Source organism: Aquipuribacter aurantiacus (assembly GCF_051216895.1).
Lineage (GTDB): Bacteria > Actinomycetota > Actinomycetes > Actinomycetales > JBBAYJ01 > Aquipuribacter.
Genome location: NZ_JBPKAO010000002.1, coordinates 263360 through 279277, shown reverse-complemented (window position 1 = coordinate 279277; position 15918 = coordinate 263360). Strand labels below are relative to the sequence as shown.

13 protein-coding genes are annotated in these 15918 nt (G+C 74.5%); 7 read left to right on the top strand and 6 right to left on the bottom strand.

Features of this window, described 5'->3' with window-relative positions; genetic code table 11:
• Positions 1–159: 159 nt before the first annotated feature.
• Together ACR80Q_RS04095 and ACR80Q_RS04090 are read right to left on the bottom strand one after the other, a co-directional pair.
• Positions 160–1755: an acyl-CoA mutase large subunit family protein gene (locus ACR80Q_RS04095; protein WP_435376276.1), complete on the bottom strand. Its 1596-nt coding sequence runs from the start codon at positions 1753–1755 to the stop codon at positions 160–162.
• Between the two features lie 58 nt (positions 1756–1813).
• Entirely contained in the window at positions 1814–2974 is a 1161-nt protein-coding gene (locus tag ACR80Q_RS04090; protein WP_435376275.1) for a mannose-1-phosphate guanylyltransferase, read from the bottom strand.
• Positions 2975–3013: 39 nt separating this feature from the next.
• Between ACR80Q_RS04090 and ACR80Q_RS04085 the strand changes: the two genes are divergently transcribed.
• From ACR80Q_RS04085 to ACR80Q_RS04055, 7 genes are all read left to right on the top strand, one after another.
• Positions 3014–4195 carry a glycosyltransferase family 4 protein gene (locus tag ACR80Q_RS04085; RefSeq protein ID WP_435376274.1) on the top strand — a complete coding sequence of 394 codons (1182 nt, stop codon included), beginning with the start codon at positions 3014–3016 and terminating at the stop codon, positions 4193–4195.
• Positions 4196–4410: 215 nt separating this feature from the next.
• Positions 4411–4821: a succinate dehydrogenase, cytochrome b556 subunit gene (gene sdhC, locus ACR80Q_RS04080; protein WP_435376273.1), complete on the top strand. Its 411-nt coding sequence runs from the start codon at positions 4411–4413 to the stop codon at positions 4819–4821.
• The gene (locus ACR80Q_RS04075) at positions 4821–5255 is read left to right on the top strand and encodes a succinate dehydrogenase hydrophobic membrane anchor subunit (protein ID WP_435376272.1); all 435 of its coding nucleotides are present in this window, start codon (positions 4821–4823) and stop codon (positions 5253–5255) included. The genes sdhC and ACR80Q_RS04075 overlap by 1 nt, the downstream gene beginning before the upstream one ends.
• Before the next feature lie 67 nt (positions 5256–5322).
• Entirely contained in the window at positions 5323–7140 is a 1818-nt protein-coding gene (gene sdhA, locus ACR80Q_RS04070; protein ID WP_435376271.1) for a succinate dehydrogenase flavoprotein subunit, read from the top strand.
• Complete coding sequence (locus ACR80Q_RS04065; RefSeq protein ID WP_435376270.1) at positions 7140–7979, top strand: succinate dehydrogenase iron-sulfur subunit; 840 nt, start codon at positions 7140–7142, stop codon at positions 7977–7979. The genes sdhA and ACR80Q_RS04065 overlap by 1 nt, the downstream gene beginning before the upstream one ends.
• Before the next feature lie 10 nt (positions 7980–7989).
• Positions 7990–9414, top strand: a complete 1425-nt coding sequence (locus ACR80Q_RS04060; protein WP_435376269.1) for a D-alanyl-D-alanine carboxypeptidase family protein — start codon at positions 7990–7992, stop codon at positions 9412–9414.
• Between the two features lie 13 nt (positions 9415–9427).
• The gene (locus ACR80Q_RS04055; protein ID WP_435376268.1) at positions 9428–10849 is read left to right on the top strand and encodes a threonine/serine exporter family protein; all 1422 of its coding nucleotides are present in this window, start codon (positions 9428–9430) and stop codon (positions 10847–10849) included.
• A 397-nt stretch (positions 10850–11246) separates the two neighbouring features.
• Here the strand turns inward: ACR80Q_RS04055 and ACR80Q_RS04050 are convergent, their stop codons facing one another.
• From ACR80Q_RS04050 to ACR80Q_RS04035, 4 genes are all read right to left on the bottom strand, one after another.
• On the bottom strand, positions 11247–12383 hold the full coding sequence (locus ACR80Q_RS04050) for a YihY/virulence factor BrkB family protein (protein ID WP_435376267.1): 1137 nt from the start codon (positions 12381–12383) through the stop codon (positions 11247–11249).
• The gene (locus ACR80Q_RS04045) at positions 12380–12976 is read right to left on the bottom strand and encodes a 2'-5' RNA ligase family protein (protein WP_435376266.1); all 597 of its coding nucleotides are present in this window, start codon (positions 12974–12976) and stop codon (positions 12380–12382) included. Before ACR80Q_RS04045 ends, ACR80Q_RS04050 begins: the two co-directional genes overlap by 4 nt.
• A 7-nt stretch (positions 12977–12983) precedes the next feature.
• Positions 12984–14033, bottom strand: coding sequence for a tryptophan--tRNA ligase (gene trpS, locus ACR80Q_RS04040; protein WP_435376265.1), 1050 nt, complete (start codon positions 14031–14033; stop codon positions 12984–12986).
• Positions 14034–14045: 12 nt separating this feature from the next.
• A partial coding sequence (locus ACR80Q_RS04035) for an alpha-galactosidase (RefSeq protein WP_435376264.1) occupies positions 14046–15918 on the bottom strand: 1873 nt, incomplete at its 5' end.

Here is a 15918-nt window from a genome sequence, read left to right as displayed (position 1 = left end):
CCGCACGGTCGAGGGGGAACATACCTGTCGGGCCGGTCGCACCACGACGGTCCCGTCAGGTCGTGACCAGGTCGTGACGATCCCGTGATGCCCCCGGAGCAGCAGGTCAGCGCGGGTGCGGGCCGGTACCGCCCGCGGGGGCACGAAGGTCACGAAGGGTCAGAAGCGCTCTGACGGCTCGTACCGGCCCCACTGGTCACGCAGGACGCCGCAGACCTCACCGACGGTGGCGAGGGCCGCGAGGGCGACCTTCATCGGGACCAGGACGTTGTCGGTACCGGCGGCGGCCCGGCGCAGGTCGGCCAGGGCCCGCTCGACCGCGTCGCCGTCACGACGCGCCCGCAGGTCGGCGAGGCGCTGCACCTGCGCCCGCTCGAGGTCGGGGTCGGGCCGCAGCGGCTCGTACGGCTCCTCGGTCTCGGTCCGGAACCGGTTGACCCCGACCACCACCCGGGAGCCGTCGTCGACCTGCTGCGCGAACGAGTACGCCGAGCGCTCGATCTCGCCCTTCTGGAAGCCGGCCTCGATGGCGTCCACCGCTCCCCCGCGCTCCTCGACGGCCGCCATCAGCCGCTCGACCTCGGCCTGCAGCGCGTCGGTCATCGCCTCCACGGCGTAGGACCCGGCGAACGGGTCGACCACCTGGGTGACGTCGGTCTCGAACGCGATGACCTGCTGGGTCCGCAGCGCGAGGCGGGCCGCCTTCTCCGTCGGCAGGGCGATCGCCTCGTCGTAGGAGTTGGTGTGCAGGCTCTGGGTCCCGCCCAGCACCGCGCCGAGCGCCTGCAGGGCGACCCGCACCAGGTTGACCTCCGGCTGCTGGGCGGTCAGCTGCACCCCGGCGGTCTGGGTGTGGAAGCGCAGCATCTGCGAGCGCGGGTCGTCGCAGCCGAACCGGTCGCGCACGACGTGGGCCCAGACGCGGCGGGCGGCGCGGAACTTGGCGACCTCCTCCAGCAGCGTGGTGCGGGCCACGAAGAAGAACGACAACCGGGGCGCCACCTGCTCCACGGCCAGGCCGGCGGCCTGCGCCGCCTCCAGGTAGGCGATGCCGTCGCTCAGGGTGAACGCGACCTCCTGCGCGGGCGTGGCCCCGGCCTCGGCCATGTGGTAGCCGGAGACCGAGATGGTGTTCCAGCTGGGCAGGTGCTCGGCGCAGTAGGCGAAGGTGTCGCTGACCAGCCGCAGCGACGGCGCGGGCGGGAAGATGTACGTCCCGCGGGCGATGTACTCCTTGAGGACGTCGTTCTGCACCGTCCCCCGCAGCCGGGCGGGGTCGATGCCGTTCTCCTCCGCGACGAGCTGGTAGAGCAGCAGGAGGACCGAGGCCGGGGCGTTGATGGTCATCGAGGTCGACACCTCGTCCAGCGGCAGCCCGTCGAACAGCGTGCGCATGTCGTCGAGGGAGTCGATCGCCACGCCGACCTTGCCCACCTCGCCGCCGGCCAGGGGGTCGTCGGAGTCCAGTCCCATCTGGGTGGGCAGGTCGAAGGCGACGCTCAGCCCGCCCGTGCCCGCCGCGACGAGCTGGTGGTAGCGCGCGTTGGACTCCGCCGCGCTGCCGAACCCGGCGTACTGCCGCATCGTCCACGGCCGGGTCGTGTACATCCCGGGGTGGACACCGCGGGTGTAGGGGAACCGGCCCGGCTCCCCCAGGCGCTCGTCGAGCCCGGCGGCGACGTCGGCGGCGGTCGCCACCGCCGGCAGGGGCAGGCCGGACTCGGTCTCGGACCCTGTCGTCGACTCCGTCGTCATGCGGGCGATCGTAGGTCGCCCGCGCGGCATCGGGGTCGTCGTGGCGCCGTCGCCCTCCTCACACCAGGTCGCTGCGGCCCTCCCGCTTGAGGATGTCGACGATGTGCTTGACCTCCTGGGCGCGCTCGCGCGTGGTGACCAGGACCGCGTCGAGGGTGTCGACGACGACCACGTCCTGGATCCCGGCGACGACCACGAGCCGTCCCCCGTTCGGCACCACGACCCCGGTCGCGTCGTTGCCCACCACCTTGCTCGCGTCCCCCAGGACGCGCAGGCCGTCGGCGCCGTCGCCCGCGGGCACGGTCTGGGCCAGGTCCGAGGCGAGCAGGTCGCCCAGGGAGGTCCAGTCGCCCACGTCGTCCCAGCGGAACGGGCCGGGCACCACGGCCACCCGCCCCGCGGCGGCCGCGGGCTCGGCCACCGCGGTGTCAATCGGGACCGACGGCAGGCTGGGCCAGGTCGAGGCCAGCACCTCCTCGCGGTCCTCCCCGCCCCAGGCGGCGGCGATCCGCTGCAGCCCGGCGGCCAGGGCGGGCTCGTGCTCGGCCAGCAGGTCCATCAGCACCTGCGCCCGCACCACGAACATGCCGGCGTTCCAGCGCCAGCCCGCCTCCACGTAGGAGCGGGCGGTGTCCTCGTCGGGTTTCTCGACGAACTGCTCCACCCGCCGCAACGACGGTGCGCCCGCGACCGGGAGGTCCTCGCCGGGGTGGATGTAGCCGAACCCCGTCGACGGGGCCGTGGGGTCGATCCCGATGGTCACCAGCCAGCCCTCGCGGGCCGCCGCGACGGCCTCGGTGACGGCGGCCCGGAACGCGCGGTCGTCGGTGATGACGTGGTCCGCGGCGAACGAGCCCAGCACGGCGTCGGGGTCGCGGACGGCCAGCACCGCGGCCGCCAGGCCGATGGCGGCCGCGGAGTTGCGGGGGGCGGGCTCGACGACCAGGTCCTCGTCGTGCAGCCCCGGCAGCTGCCGGGCCACGGCGACCGCGTGCTGGGCGCCGGTCACCACGACCATGCCGTCCTCGCCCGCCAGCGGCACCAGCCGGTCCCACGTGGCCTGGATCAGGGTGCGCCCGGACCCGGTCAGGTCGTGCAGGAACTTCGGGCGCGCCGAGCGCGACAGCGGCCACAAACGGGTGCCCGCACCACCTGCGGGGACGACGGCGTGGAAGCCGGGCAGACGCTCGGACGGGTCTGCGGGACGCCAGCGATTCATGCCCCGGACGGTAACGGTGGGGGCACTACAGTGGCGCGCATGCGGGTCGCTGTGGTGGCGGAGTCCTTCCTCCCCACCGTCAACGGGGTGACCAACAGCGTCTGCCGCGTGCTGGAGCACCTGGAGCGCAACGGCCACGACGGCCTCGTCATCTGCCCGGGTCCCGCCCCGGAGTCCTACGCCGGGGCGCCGGTGCGCGAGGTCACGGCGTTCAGCTACCGGCAGTTCCCCGTCGGCCTCCCCACCGCCCACGTCACCCAGGCGCTGGAGGACTTCCGGCCCGACGTCGTCCACGTCGCGGCCCCGTTCGTCCTGGGCGCGTACGGGCTGACGGCCTGCGAGCGGCTCGACCTGCCCACGGTCGCGGTCTACCAGACCGACATGGCCGGCTTCGCGGCCCGGCACGGGTTCAAGATGGCCTCCCGCGGGGTGTGGCGCTGGGTGCGCCGGGTCCACGAGATGGCCGACATGACCCTGGCGCCCTCGCGCGCGGCGGCGGCGGACCTGCGCGCGCACCGGGTCCCCCGGGTCCGGCTGTGGGGCCGCGGGGTGGACACCGAGCGCTTCGCCCCCGCCCGGCGGGACACCGCCTCGGCCCAGGCGCTGCGGCGCCGGCTGTCCCCCGACGGCGAGGTCGTCGTCGGCTACATCGGCCGGCTGTTCCCCGAGAAGCGGGTCGAGCGGCTGGCCGCGCTGGCCGGGATGCCCGGCATCCGGCTCGTGGTCGGGGGCGACGGCCCCAGCCGGGCCGGGCTGGAACGGCACCTGGCCGACGCGGGCCTGCCGGCCACGTTCCTGGGGCACCTGGACGGCGACGACCTGTCCGACGCCTACGCGGCGCTGGACGTATTCGTCCACACGGGCACCGAGGAGACGTTCGGCCAGACGCTCCAGGAGGCCATGGCCACCCGGCTGCCCGTGGTGGCCCCGGACGTCGGCGGTCCCCGCGACATCGTCCAGCACGGCATCACCGGCTACCGATACGGCGGCGAGGACGACAAGGCCATGCGCCGCCAGGTCGGTGTGCTGGTCCGCGACGCCGCGCTGCGGGAGAAGATGGGGGAGGCCGGACGCCGGGCCGTGCTGTCGCGCTCCTGGGACGCGGTCTGCTCCCAGCTGCTCGGCTACTACGACGAGGCCGTGCGGGCGCACCCGGGCACCCCGCGGCGCACGGTGCTCGACCTGTCGACCGTGGCCGGTCCCGACCTCTTCGCCCGCTGAGGCCACGCCCCCCGTCACGCCCCCCGTCACGCCCCCGGTCACGCCCCCGGCCCCGTCGGGGGTCACGCCCCGTGACGTTGTGACCCACGCGACGTCGGCCCGATCCGTCGTCCGCCGCAGGTCGCACGTATGCTGGCGGGGTCGGTGCACCCCGGCCCCCCGCTCCGGGGCGCCTGTCCGGTGACCGTGACACGGACTGCAGGAAGGACCGCACAGTGGCGTCCACCGCCGTCAACGCCCCCACGGGCCGCAAGAGGCCCCAGGGGACGCTGTACCGGGGCAACGAGGGCATGTGGTCGTGGGTGCTGCACCGCATCACCGGCGTCGTGCTCTTCTTCTTCCTGCTGGTGCACGTCCTCGACACCGGCCTCGTACGGATCTCCCCCGAGGCCTACGACACGGTCATGGCGACGTACCAGAACCCGGTCGTGGGACTGGCCGAGCTGGGGCTGGTCGGGGCGTTCCTGTTCCACGCCCTCAACGGGCTGCGCGTGATCCTCGTCGACTTCTGGCGCAACGGGCCGCGGTTCCACAAGCAGATGCTCTACGGCGTGATCGGGGTGTGGGTGGTCCTCATGGTCCCCTTCACGATCCGCCACCTCGGCTTCGTGTTCGGAGACTTCTGATGGCCAACACCGCCCCGGCCCTGGTGGCCCCCCGCTCCCGTGCCCCGCGCAGCGGCAACGGCGAGCTGTACGGCTGGGTGTTCATGCGCCTGTCGGGCGTCGTCCTCGTCGTCCTCGTCACCGGGCACCTGTTCGTCAACCTGGTGCTGGGCGAGGGCATCAAGCAGATCGACTTCGCGTTCGTCGCCGGCAAGTGGGCCAGCCCGTTCTGGCAGCTGTGGGACCTGGCCATGCTGTGGCTGGCGCTCATCCACGGCGGCAACGGGATGCGGACGATCATCGCCGACTACTCCGAGAAGGACTCCACGCGGCTGTGGCTGACCGGCGCGCTGGTCGTCGGGGTCCTGGTGACCCTCGTGATCGGCACGTACACCATCACCACCTTCGACCCCTGCATCGACCCCGCGTCGACGCTGTCGGTCTGCACCGGCTGAGTCCCGGCCGCACCCGGAACGGCTGTCGACCACGCAGCTGCTGAGCACGGCACGAGGAGGAGCACCCATGAGCACCCCGACCCCCGCCCCCAGGACCGCCCGGACGGGCGCCAAGGTGGAGCACCACCGCTTCGACGTCGTCATCGTCGGCGCCGGAGGTGCGGGCATGCGCGCCGCCCTCGAGGCAGGCAAGCGGTCCCGCACCGCCGTGCTCACCAAGCTCTACCCGACCCGCTCCCACACCGGCGCGGCTCAGGGCGGCATGTGCGCCGCCCTGGCCAACGTCGAGGAGGACAACTGGGAGTGGCACACCTTCGACACCGTCAAGGGCGGCGACTACCTCGTCGACCAGGACGCGGCCGAGGTGATGTGCAAGGAGGCCATCGACGCCGTCCTCGACCTGGAGAAGATGGGGCTGCCCTTCAACCGCACCCCCGAGGGCCGGATCGACCAGCGCCGCTTCGGCGGGCACACCCGCAACCACGGCGAGGCCGCCGTGCGCCGCAGCTGCTTCGCCGCCGACCGCACCGGCCACATGATCCTTCAGACGCTGTACCAGCAGTGCGTCAAGCACGAGGTCGAGTTCTTCAACGAGTTCTACGTCCTCGACCTGCTGATGAGCGACGGCGCCGACGGCCGCCGCCACGCCAGCGGCGTCGTGGCCTACGAGCTCGCGACCGGGACCATCCACGTCGTGCACGCCAAGTCCGTCGTGCTGGCCACGGGTGGCTTCGGCAAGGTGTTCAAGACCACCTCCAACGCGCACACCCTCACCGGTGACGGCATGGGTGTGGCGTGGCGCCGGGGCCTGCCGCTGGAGGACATGGAGTTCTACCAGTTTCACCCCACCGGCCTGGCCGGGCTCGGCATCCTGCTGAGCGAGGCCGCGCGCGGCGAGGGCGGCATCCTCCGCAACAGCGAGGGCGAGCGCTTCATGGAGCGCTACGCCCCGACGATCAAGGACCTGGCCCCGCGCGACATGGTCGCCCGGGCCATGTCCACCGAGGTCCGCGAGGGTCGCGGTGCCGGCCCCAACAAGGACTACGTGCTGCTCGACCTCACCCACCTGGAGCCGGCGCACATCGACGCCAAGCTGCCGGACATCACCGAGTTCGCCCGCACCTACCTGGGCGTCGAGCCCTACACCGAGCCGGTCCCGGTGTACCCGACGGCGCACTACGCCATGGGCGGGGTGCCGACCAACGTCGCCACCGAGGTCCTGGCCGACAACGACACCACCGTGGGCGGGCTGTACGCGGCCGGCGAGGTGGCGTGCGTGTCGGTGCACGGGGCCAACCGGCTCGGCACCAACTCGCTGCTGGACATCAACGTGTTCGGCAAGCGCGCCGGCATCGCCGCGGCGGAGTACGCGCAGACCGCCGACCTGGTGGACCTGCCCGAGGCGCCCGAGGCGACCGTGGTGACGATGCTGGAGGAGCTGCGCAGCCGCGGCTCCGACGGTGCCCCCACCGAGAACGTGGCGGCGATCCGCACCGCGCTGCAGGAGACGATGGACGCCAACGCCCAGGTGTACCGGACCGAGGGCACGCTCAAGCAGGCCGAGGTCGACATCGCCCGGCTCAAGGAGCGCTACACCCGCGTCGGCGTGATGGACAAGGGCAAGCGGTTCAACACCGACCTGCTCGAGGCCGTCGAGCTCGGGTTCCTGCTGGAGCTCGCCGAGGTCCTCGTCGCCAGCGCCAAGGCCCGCAACGAGTCCCGCGGGGGCCACTTCCGCGAGGACTACCCCACGCGCGACGACGTCAACTTCATGCAGCACACGATGGCCTACCGCGACGTGGACGACACCGGTGCTGCGAAGATCCGCCTCGGTTACAAGCCCGTGGTGCAGACCCGATACGAGCCGATGGAGCGCAAGTACTGATGACGACCACCGAGACCTCGGCCGGCGACACGAACGGCCTGGCCTCCTCCGACACCGAACGGCGCGACGACACCGCGCAGAGCACCGGCACGGCCGAGCGCACCGACTCCGCCGGTGCCGACGCGATCCCGAGCTTCGACGTCACGCTCAAGATCCGCCGCTACGACCCGGAGCGCGACGAGGAGGCGCACTGGGAGGAGTACACGGTCACGGCCTACGGCACCGACCGGCTGCTGGACGCGCTGCACAAGATCAAGTGGGACACCGACGGGTCCCTGACGTTCCGTCGCTCCTGCGCCCACGGCATCTGCGGCTCCGACGCCATGCGCATCAACGGCCGCAACCGCCTGGCCTGCAAGACGCTGCTCAAGGACCTCAACCCGGCCAAGCCCATCACGGTCGAGCCGATCAAGGGCCTGCCGGTGGAGAAGGACCTCGTCGTCGACATGGAGCCGTTCTTCGCGGCCTACCGCGAGGTCATGCCGTTCCTCATCACCACCGGGGCCGAGCCGACGCGCGAGCGGGTGCAGTCCCAGGCCGACCGCGACCGGTTCGACGACACCACCAAGTGCATCATGTGCGCGGCCTGCACCAGCTCGTGCCCCGTGTTCTGGACCGACGGGCAGTACTTCGGCCCGCAGGCCATCGTCGGCGCGCACCGGTTCATCTTCGACAGCCGCGACGCCGGGTCCGACCTGCGCCTGGAGATCCTCAACTCCAAGGAGGGCGTCTGGCGCTGCCGGACCACCTTCAACTGCACCGAGGCGTGCCCTCGCGGCATCGAGGTCACGAAGGCGATCCAGGAGGTCAAGCGGGCGCTCATCGCGCGCAGCGTGTGAGCCGCTCCTCGTGAGGTCGCCCGACCGCACCACCGCCCGCCGGGTGGGTGCGTGCCTGGCCGCCGTCGCCGTGTGCGTCGGCGGCTCCGTGCTGCCGGGTACCGCGTCGGCGGCCGCCGTGGTCCCGCCCGTCGTGGAGCCGTGCCCCGCCGCCCAGCTGCCGCTGGGGGACGCGGCCGACGAGCCCGACGCGCCGCGCGCCCCGCTGCCGGCCCCCAGCGACGCGGTGGCCGGGGACGAGCTGTCCGGGCCCGGGCTGCTCGTCCCGGCCGGCGTCCCCGCTCCCCCGCCGGTCCCGGTGACGTCCTGGCTCGTCGCGGACCTGGACACCGGTGAGGTGCTGGCCGCCTGCAACGCCCACGTGCCGTTCGCCCCGGCGTCGACCATCAAGGTCCTGACGGCGCTCGCCCTGCTGCCCGGTCTCGACCCGGCCACGGTGCACACCGCCGGGCCGGCGTCCGCGCAGGCGGTGGGGAGCCGGGTCGGTCTGGTCCAGGGCTCGGAGTACACCGTGGAGGACCTGGCCCACGGGCTGATGCTGAGCAGCGGCAACGACGCCGCGGTCGCGCTGGGCGAGCTCGTCGGCCCGCAGGTCGCCCTGGACCGGATGACGCAGGTCGCACGGGCGGTGGGCGCCTGGAGCACCGTGCCGCGGACCACCAACGGCCTCGACGCCGACGGCCAGGTGAGCACGGCGCACGACCTGGCCGTCCTGGCCCGCGCCGCCCTGGCCGAGCCCCGCGTCGCCGGCCCCGCGGCGACCCTGCGCTACGACTTCCCCGCCTCCGGCACGGTGGGCGACCCCGCGCGGGAGACCTACGAGATCCAGACCTCGTCCCGGCTGCTGCGCAACTACGACGGGGCCACCGGGCTCAAGAGCGGGTTCACCCGGGCCGCGGGCGGCGCCTACGTCGGCACCGCCGAGCGGGACGGGCGCCGGTACGTGGCCACCGTGATGCGGGCCCAGAGCGGCGCCTGGCGCCAGTCCGCCACCCTGCTGGACTGGGCGTTCGCCACCGGGGGCGTGGGCGGGTCGGTGGGGACGCTGGCCGTGCCCGGCGAGCTGCCGCAGGTCTCGCGCTCCCGCCAGGACGCGGGCGACGCGCAGGCCTCCCCGGCCCCGTCGTCGTCCCCGGCTCCCTCGGCCGACCCGGCTCCCTCGGCGGACCCGGTCGAGCCGGGCGCGGTCGAGCCGGGCGCCGGCGGCGACGAGGACGGGACGGGCACGGCCCCGACCACGGACCCCCTCGCCGCCATCACGGGTCGACGGTCCGCACCGGAGCAGGCCGCGACGACCGCCGGGGCCTCCTCGGGCCTGCTGCTGCAGCTCGGGGTGCTGGGCGCGGTGCTCGCGCTGGCCGCCACGGCGGCCGTGCTGGCGGCGAGAGGACGCGCCGGCCGGGTCGGGCAGGACGGACCACCCCCCTCGGTCTGACACGCTGGGGCCGATGACTGCTGCCACCCCGCCCGGGGACGACATCGGCCGGATCCTGTACCTGGCGCTGGACGCGGGCGAGGAGGTCCTGGCGGCGGGCGCGGGGTCCGCGGACGCGGCGGCGACCATGCAGGCCGTGGCGCTGGCCGCCGGGCTGCGGGACATCGACGTCGACGTGAACTTCACGTCCCTGTCGGTGACGTGGGCGGCCGACCGGGACACCCAGCCCTGGACCCGGCGCCGGATGGTGCTGCAGCGGGACCTCGACTACACCCGGCTCATCCGGGTGCACCGGTTGCTGGGACAGCTCGTCAACGGCGGGGTGTCGGTGTCGGCGGCCATGGCCGGGATGGCCCGGATCCGCGACCTGGACTACCCGTACGGTCGGCGCACCGCCGAGGCCGGGTCCGCCGCGCTGGCCGGCGCCGTGGTGCTGCTGCTGGGCGGCGGCCCGCTGGGGATCCTGCTGGCCGGGGCGGTCACCTACGTGGTGCTCGTGGTCGGCCGGTGGACGAGCAGCCGGGGTCTGCCCGTGTTCTTCGGCAACGCGGCCGGCGCGGCGCTGGTGACCGCGGTCGCGACGGGCGCCTACGCGGTCGGCCTGCCGGTCCGGCCGTCCCTGGTGGTGGCGGGAGGCATCGTGGCGCTGCTGCCCTCGGTGGCCATGCTGTCGGCGGTGCAGGACGCGCTGGCCGGGTACGTGGTGACCGCGGCCGGTCGGGTCGTCGAGGTGTTCGTGCTGCTCGCCGGCATCGCGAGCGGCGTGGGGCTGGTGCTGGCGGTGGCCGTCCCGCTCGGGGTGCCGCTGCGCGAGATATCCGCGGAGCCGGGCGTCGCCCCGCTGTGGATGCGCCTGACGGGCGGGGCCCTGGCCAGCGCCTTCTTCCTGCTCAGCGTGTACGCACCGCCCCGCCTGCTGGTGCCCGCCGCCGCCATCGGCACCACGTCGGGCCTGGTGTTCGCCGGCGGAGCGGCCCTGGGGGTGCAGCCGCTGTACGCCACGGCCGCGGCCGCCGTGGTCGCGGGCACGGTGGCCGTCGTGGTGGCCGGTCGCTACGACGTCCCGGCCCTGGTGCCGGCGGTGGCGGGCTTCATGCCGCTGCTGCCGGGGCTCGCGCTGTACCGGGGGATGTTCCGGATCGTGCAGGGTGACACCGCGGTGGGCATCGCGACCGTGCTGGGCGCCATCGGCATCGTCACCGCACTGGCGTCCGGCGTGGTGCTGGGCGACCTCGCGGCCCGCCGGCTCCGGCGGCTGCGACGGCTGTGGGACCGCGAGCCGGCCCGGGTCCCCGTCGCCGTCGAGACCGGCGCCGACGGGCAGCCGGTCGAGCCGACGCACCCGCGGGGCCGCTCGCGCCCCAGCCGGTTCGTGGGGCCCTCGGTCGCCCTGGCCCGGCTCACCGGCGCGCGGCGCCGTGGCGAGGACGTCTAGCGCCCAGCTCGAGGGGCCCAGCTCGGGGGGCGCGGCGCGGGGCGAGGCGGGGCAGCGCGGGGCAGCGCGGGGCAGCGCGGGGCAGCGCGGCGCGGGGCAGCGCGGGGCAGCGCGGCGCAGCGCGGCGCAGCGGCGCGATGCCCTCGGGCCGCCACCGGCGCACAAGACACCGCCGGGACCGGCGACGTCGGCGGTACCGACGAGCGACGCTCGAGGCGCTCGGCGGGGGTTGTGGCCGTCGAGGCCGCGTGTCGTGTCGCTGGCCGGTACGGCCGGCCAGCGCCCGCGAGGTCCGGGCGGCGCCGCGGACGGAGCCCTGGGGGCGGAGCGGCGCGTGCGGTGAACCGCGAGCGGAGCGCCGCGGACGGGCGCCGCGGACGGTCTGCCGGTCTGTCGGTCAGTCGCCGCGGACGAGGGTGCGGACGCCGTCCCCGGCGGCCTTGGCCGCGCCGTTGGCCACCCGGACGATGCCCAGGGCGGTCGCGCCCAGCACCACACCGGCGCCGAGCAGCGCCCGGTCGGACCAGCGCCGCGGCAGCACGGGCGGGCTCGGTCGGGGCAGCGGGACGCGCGGCGGCACCTCGTCGTCGAGCACCGGGGGGTCCGGGTGACGACCGACGGCCACCCAGGCCGCACCGAACAGCATCACGCGGGCGTTGAGGTTGAGCCACACGAACAGCGTGAGGATCGGGATGGCGGCGCTGGCCAGGAACCCGGCGTTGGCCCCGACGTTGCCGAGCACCGCGCCGACGGCCAGCTGCAGCGCAGCCACGCCCAGAGCGGCCAGCAACGCGCCCGGGACGACGGAGCGCAGCCGGGCGTCGGTGTGGGCCAGCACCCGGTACAGCATGGTGAACAGGGCGGTGTTGAGCAGCACGGCCCCGGTGAGCACCACGGCGCTGACCACGACGTTGCCCACCGGCGTCCGGTCCAGGCCCAGCAGGTCCAGGAGCTGCTCGGTGAAGGACTGGGCGGCCACGTTGGCCAGCGCCGACGCGACGATGAGCGAGCCCAGGCTGAGCATGACCGCCAGGTCGAACAGCTTGGCCCGCACCGGGTCCAGGCGCATGGTGGGCAGCCGGAACACCCCGCGGATCCCCTCGCGCAGCGCGGCGATCCAGCCCAGACCGGTGTAGAGCAGGGTGAGGACGCCGACGACCGCCGAGATGCCGAGCACCGTGGTGTCGGTGGCGCCCGCCAGCAGCGTGTCCGGGGCGACGATGGCGCTGTCGCCCTCGCCGACCAGACCGGGCAGCGACGTCTCGACGAACTCGATGAGCTGCTGCTGCACGGCCACGTTGTTGCCCAGCCACAGGCCCATGGCCGTGAAGCCGAGGGTCAGCAGCGGGAAGAGCGAGAAGACGCCGTAGAACGCGATGCCTGCGGCCAGGATGCCGCCGCGGGCCTGCCCGAGCCGCTCGTTCGCGCGGTACGGCCGGCTCCGCATCACCCACCCGAGGAGGCCCTTCAGCCTGGCCCCGAGACCCCGGGACGTCGGGTCCGCCTGCTCGGCGGCGACCGTCGACCCGCTCACCGCAGCTGCTCCACCGGCGCGGGCGCGCCGGCCAGCGGGGCCGGGGCCAGCGAGCGCCACACCCCGTCGGAGTCGCAGCGGAACACGGCGACCTCGTCGACGTCGAACGCGGCGTGGAAGCCGGACAGGTCGCCCTGCACCCGGTCCATCGCGTCGGCCGGGACGTCGTGGGCCACCGTGACGTGCGGGTGGTACGGGAAGCCCAGCCGTCGTCCGAGCGGGCCGGTGCGCACGCGCTGCTGCAGCCGGTCGCAGGCCTGCGCGCCGTCCACGACCCGGACGAAGACGACGTCGGAGACGGGCCGGAACGTGTCGGTGCCGGACAGCACCACCGCGAACCGCGGCACCTCTGCGACGACGCGCCGGACGTGCTCGACGATGTCGGGCACGGCGGCGGGGTCGACGACCACGGGCGGGACGATCGTGACGTGGGGCGGCACGGCCAGGGCCACGGGGTCACCGGTGGCGGCGCGGCTGTCCCGGAGCGCGGTCGCGAACGGCTCGGGGACGGCGACGGCCACGCCCAGCGTCACGCTCTCGGCGTGCTCGAGGCCGTCCGCGTCGAGGACCGCGTCGTCCCAGGAGGCGGTCACGGGGACCTCAGACCGGCCGGGCCGGCAGGAACCCGACCCGGTCGTAGACGCGGGCGAGCGTGCCCGAGGCGACGGCCCGGGCCCGGGTGGCCCCGTCGGCCAGGACGCGGTCCAGCTCGGCGGGGTCGTCCAGCAGCTCGTGGGCCCGGGTGCGGAACGGGCGCAGCCCGTCGAGCACCGCCTCGGCCACGTCGGCCTTCAGGTCGCCGTAGCCCTTGCCCTCGTACCCGGCGGCGGCCGCCTCCGGGGTGGTGCCGGTGAAGGCGGCCAGGACGGCCAGCAGGTTCGACACCCCCGGCTTGGCCTCGCGGTCGAAGCGGATCTCCCGCTCGGTGTCGGTGACGGCGGAGCGGATCCGCTTCACGACCACCTTCTCCTCGTCGAGCAGGTCGATCAGCCCGGTCGGCGAGGCCGCCGACTTGCTCATCTTCGACGTGGGGTCCTGCAGGTCCATGATCTTGGCCGTGCCGGACACGATGTGGGGCTCCGGCACGACGAGGGTGTCGCCGTGGCGGGCGTTGAAGCGCTGGGCCAGGTCCCGGGTCAGCTCCAGGTGCTGGCGCTGGTCCTCGCCCACCGGGACGCGGTCGGCGCCGTACAGCAGGATGTCGGCCGCCTGCAGCACGGGGTAGGTGAACAGGCCCACGCTGACGTTGCTGCCCCGGGCCGACTTGTCCTTGAACTGCGTCATCCGGCTGGCCTCGCCGAAGCCGGTCATGCAGCCCAGCACCCAGGCCAGCTGCGCGTGCTCGGGCACGTGGCTCTGCACGAACAGCGTGCTGCGGGTGGGGTCGACCCCGGCCGCCAGGTACTGCGCCGCCGTCCGGCGGGTCCGCTCCCGCAGCACGGCCGGGTCGGTCTCCACGGTGATCGCGTGCAGGTCCACGACGCAGTAGAACGCCTCGTGCGTGTCCTGCAGCGCCACCCACTGCACCAGCGCGCCCAGGTAGTTGCCCAGGTGCAGCGAGTCCGAGGTGGGCTGCATGCCCGACAGGACACGGGGCCGCTGCCCCGTCGTGGTGGTGGTCTCCGGCTCCGGAGAGGGTGCGAGGCTCACCCGACCATCATGTCAGCCGACGGCGGTGACCTCGATCAGCAGCCCCGCCTCCGGGTCGAGCACCGGCATGGCCAGGCCGTGGCGGGCCAGCGCGGCGCCGGTGAGCAGGACGCCGTCGGCGTCGCACCACGGCGGCAGGCTGATCCCCGAGCCCAGCACGCGCAGCTCCTCGCGCCCGGTCACGTCCACCGCGCGGACCCGGTACCGCGTCGCGGGGTCCAGGCCGGGCAGGCGCAGCAGGCCGGGCACGACGTCGGCACCCGTCGTGAGACGGACGAAGGCGAAGACGGCGTGACGCCGGTCGGGCGCCACCACCCCGTGCGCCCACGCCCCGTCCCGTTCCTCGGTGCGGACGGTCCGCCCGGCGTGCAGCAGCGGGCGCAGCCGCTTGTGCAGGGCGATCCAGCCGGCCAGCCGCTCCAGCTCCTGCTCCGAGCACGACGTCACGTCCCACTCGATGCCGGCGTGCCCGAACAACGCGGTCAGGCAGCGCAGGTCCAGGTCGGCCACCCGACCGGTGGTGTGCGAGTGGGGCGGGCCGACGTGGGTGCCCACCAGCTCGGGCGGCAGCAGCATCGCGGTCCAGCGCTGGATGGACTGCCGCTCCAGCGCGTCGTTGCAGTCGCTGGCCCAGACCCGCTGGGTGTGCTCGAGCACCCCCAGGTCAACGCGGGCGCCCCCGGAGGAGCAGGACTCGATCTCCAGACCCGGGTGCCGGGCCTGCAGCTCGGCCATCAGCCGGTAGGCGGCCCGGGTCTGCCGGTGGACGGCGGGCGAGCCGTCGGCGTCCAGCGCCTCGTGCAGGTCCCGGTTGTGGTCCCACTTCAGGTAGTCGGGCCGCTCGGCGGTGATCACGGCGTCCAGCTGGGACAGGACGTGGTCGTAGGCGTCGGCGCGTGTGAGGTCCAGCACCTGCTGCGTGCGCCAGGGCCGGGTCCCGCCCCCGGTGCCGTCGGGGCCCGGCCGGGCCCCCAGCAGCCAGTCGGGGTGGGCCCGGACGAGGTCGGAGTCGACGTTGACCATCTCGGGCTCGAACCACAGCCCCACCTGCATGCCGTGACCGCGGACCCGGTCGGCGAACGGGTGCAGGCCACCGGGCCAGACCTGGGGGTCGACCTCCCAGTCCCCCAGCCCGGCCGTGTCGTCCCGACGACCCAGGAACCAGCCGTCGTCCAGCACGACGCGCTCCACGCCGAGGCGGGCCGCGACGTCGACGAGGGCCGCCAGCCGCTCGTGGTCGTGGTCGAAGTAGACGGCCTCCCAGACGTTGAGGGTGACCGGGCGCTCGGTGCGCGGGTGGGCCGCGCGGGCGCGGACGTGGTCGTGCATCCGGGCGCTGACGCCGTCGAGGCCGTCGCCCGCGTGGGTGAACAGCACCGGTGGGGCGGTGTAGGCCTCCCCCTCGCCCAGCCGGACCTCCCCGGCCCGCAGCAGCTCGCCCCCGCCGAGCACGCCGCCGTGACGTCCGGCGCCCTCGGGCAGCCGGTCCACCAGGTGCACGTGGTCCCCGCTCCAGGCCACGTGGACCGCCGCCACCTCCCCGTGACCGAAGCCGAACCCCGTCTCACCGGCCAGCAGCAGCAGGGTCGCGTCGTGACCGGTCCGGCCGCGTCGGGACTCCCGGACCCGGCCGCCGTGGACCAGGGGCAGCCGCTGCGGGGAGCGCTCCCGGCACCAGCGCCCGGTCAGGTCGAGGGTCTCGGTGGCCGCCACCGGCAGCGGCACGACGGCCAGCAGGGAGGCCACGTCGAGCACGTCCGGGCCGGTGTTGGTGAGGGTGTGGCGGACCTGCAGCACCCCGGCGGGGTCCAGCCGCAGCTCGCTGGCCAGGCTCACCCCGGCGCCCGGGTCGGCGGCCTCGACCCGCAGCACCCCCGGTTCCAGG

Excerpts from the sequence above, each read along its gene's own strand:
- sdhA (WP_435376271.1), top strand. The coding sequence starts at position 5,323 with ATGAGCACCCCGACCCCCGCCCCCAGGACCGCCCGGACGGGCGCCAAG.
- ACR80Q_RS04075 (WP_435376272.1), top strand. The coding sequence starts at position 4,821 with ATGGCCAACACCGCCCCGGCCCTGGTGGCCCCCCGCTCCCGTGCCCCG.
- ACR80Q_RS04055 (WP_435376268.1), top strand. The coding sequence starts at position 9,428 with ATGACTGCTGCCACCCCGCCCGGGGACGACATCGGCCGGATCCTGTAC.
- ACR80Q_RS04065 (WP_435376270.1), top strand. The coding sequence starts at position 7,140 with ATGACGACCACCGAGACCTCGGCCGGCGACACGAACGGCCTGGCCTCC.
- ACR80Q_RS04095 (WP_435376276.1), bottom strand. The coding sequence starts at position 1,755 with ATGACGACGGAGTCGACGACAGGGTCCGAGACCGAGTCCGGCCTGCCC.
- ACR80Q_RS04085 (WP_435376274.1), top strand. The coding sequence starts at position 3,014 with ATGCGGGTCGCTGTGGTGGCGGAGTCCTTCCTCCCCACCGTCAACGGG.
- ACR80Q_RS04090 (WP_435376275.1), bottom strand. The coding sequence starts at position 2,974 with ATGAATCGCTGGCGTCCCGCAGACCCGTCCGAGCGTCTGCCCGGCTTC.